Source organism: Mycobacterium sp., from assembly GCF_049280035.1.
Lineage (GTDB): Bacteria > Actinomycetota > Actinomycetes > Mycobacteriales > Mycobacteriaceae > Mycobacterium.
The window spans coordinates 1-1,848 of the sequence record NZ_JBAPPI010000857.1 but is presented as its reverse complement, the minus strand read 5'-3'; the positions used below and the strand labels follow the sequence as shown (position 1 = coordinate 1,848).

General features: G+C 65.2%; 2 protein-coding genes. One reads left to right on the top strand and one right to left on the bottom strand.

Annotated elements, in window-relative coordinates:
• A partial coding sequence (locus WAN71_RS27375; protein WP_422228329.1) for a 3-deoxy-7-phosphoheptulonate synthase occupies positions 1–1,027 on the top strand: 1,027 nt, incomplete at its 5' end.
• Between the two features lie 23 nt (positions 1,028–1,050).
• On the opposite strand, the gene WAN71_RS27370 is transcribed toward WAN71_RS27375, so the two are convergent.
• A partial coding sequence (locus tag WAN71_RS27370; protein WP_422228328.1) for a protein kinase domain-containing protein occupies positions 1,051–1,848 on the bottom strand: 798 nt, incomplete at its 5' end.

Genomic DNA, 1,848 nt, shown 5'->3' with positions numbered 1-1,848 from the left:
GGTCAAGTTAGCCCGCATCGCCGGGCAGTACGCCAAGCCCCGGTCGTCGGACCTCGACGCGCTCGGATTGCGCTCCTACCGCGGCGACATGGTAAACGGATTCGCCCCAGACGCCGCGGCGCGTGAGCACGACCCGTCGCGGTTGGTACGGGCTTACGCCAACGCTGGTACGGCGATGAACCTGGTGCGCGCCCTGACATCGTCCGGGCTGGCGTCGCTGCATCTGGTGCACGACTGGAACCGGGAATTCGTCCGGACCTCGCCGGCCGGCGCGCGCTACGAGGCGCTGGCCAGCGAGATAGACCGGGGCCTGAAATTCATGAGCGCTTGCGGGGTGGCCGACCGCAACCTGCAGACCGCCGAAATCTACGCCAGCCATGAAGCTTTGGTGCTCGACTACGAGCGAGCCATGCTACGGCTGTCTCACCAGGAGGACGGCAAGCCGCAGCTGTATGACCTGTCGGCGCACTACCTTTGGATCGGCGACCGGAGCCGGCAACTCGACGGCGCGCACATCGCGTTGGCCGAGGTGATCGCGAACCCGATCGGCGTCAAGATCGGGCCGACGACGACACCCGAGCAAGCCGTCGAATACGTCGAGCGCCTTGACGCGCACAACAAGCCGGGGCGGTTGACCCTGGTGAGCCGGCTGGGCAACAACAAGGTGCGCGACCTGTTGCCGCCGATCATCGAGAAGGTGCAAGCCACCGGTCATCAGGTGATCTGGCAGTGCGATCCCATGCACGGCAACACCCACGAGTCGTCCACCGGTTACAAAACACGGCATTTCGACCGCATTGTCGACGAGGTGCAGGGCTTCTTCGAGGTGCACCGGGCGCTGGGCACCCACCCGGGAGGTATCCATGTCGAGATCACCGGAGACAACGTCACCGAGTGTCTAGGTGGCGCGCAAGACATTTCGGACACCGACCTGGCCGGCCGCTATGAGACGGCATGCGACCCGCGGCTGAACACCCAGCAGTCTTTGGAGCTGGCGTTCCTGGTCGCCGAAATGTTGCGCGACTGAACAAGATTCTCCCGCGACGGCAGCTAGAGCAATCCGCTCAGGTTGCTGCCGATGGTCCATGCCGCGGCGGCAATCATCCCGGTGACCGACAACACGACCGCAACCCAGATCAGCACCATGCGTCGGGCGTGCTGGCGCTCGAGTGCGAACTCGATCAGGTCGATCCCGGCGAATTGGCCTGATAGCTCTTGGTATTCGTCATCGGTCCGCGCGTCGGGTTCAGCCGGCCAGTCCTGGGGTCCCCGGGTCAGCTGACGAGTGGGGTGGTGCACCGGTGGCCGCTGGGCTGGCGGCTGTTGCGCCTCCGTGGTCTGGTGTTGGTCGATCTGGCTGTGATGCAGCGCGGCCGAGCGGTGTTGTGCGGAGTTGCGCGGCGCGGGCACCCGAAATTCCGGTAGCGCCAACTCGTCGACGATCGCTTGCAGTTCGGCGCCCATTTCTTGTGCGTCTGCGTAGCGGGCGGCGGGGTCACGCGCCGTAGCGCGACCGACCAGCTCGTCGAATTGCGCGGGAACGCCGTCGATCACGGTGCTGGGGACGGGCACGTCGGTATCAAGGCGTTGGTATGCGACCGACAATGCCGAGTCGCCGGAAAACGGCGTCTGTCCGGTTAGCAGCTCGTAGGCCACAATGCCCACGGCATAGACGTCGCTGCGCGGGGTGGCGTTTCCGTCCCGGACTTGTTCGGGGGACAGGTAGGCGGCGGTGCCGAGAATGACGCTGGTGGAAGTGATTCCGGCTGCGGCGACCGCCCGCACCAAACCGAAGTCGACGATTTTGACGTCGCCCTCATCGGAGATCAACACGTTTTCGGGTTTGAC